At 51.6% G+C, this 277-nt stretch carries 1 protein-coding gene; it reads right to left on the reverse strand.

Annotated features, from left to right (window positions below; translation table 11 throughout):
* Positions 1 to 39: 39 nt before the first annotated feature.
* Positions 40 to 277 (reverse strand): hypothetical protein (locus tag ACEN88_RS35380; RefSeq protein ID WP_413347073.1); only part of this gene is annotated, 238 nt, incomplete at its 5' end.

Consider the following 277-nt stretch of genomic DNA (forward strand, 5'->3'; position numbering starts at 1 on the left):
TAATGACATGTCCCACTTTCATTTTCAGGTCCAATAGCTCTAGACAGTCTTCAAGGGATCTCGATCTGTGTTGCTGACCAGTACCTCCCACTTGCCATCTATGCTCGTGATGTCTGTATTGCGAGTATGGTCGAAACGTTCCAGCTCTTGGTGATCTTTGTTGAGCTCGTCTTGTAGCCAGCCCTGCAGCACCTTGGAGAGGTAGGGTCGTTCGGAGTTGGAGTGGTTCGTAAGGATTACTGTCTGGCCCTGGGCTACGGCTGCCAGGACTTCGTGC

Origin of the sequence: Massilia sp. CT11-108 (assembly GCF_047302915.1) — a bacterium.
Classification (GTDB): domain Bacteria; phylum Pseudomonadota; class Gammaproteobacteria; order Burkholderiales; family Burkholderiaceae_D; genus Telluria; species Telluria orientalis.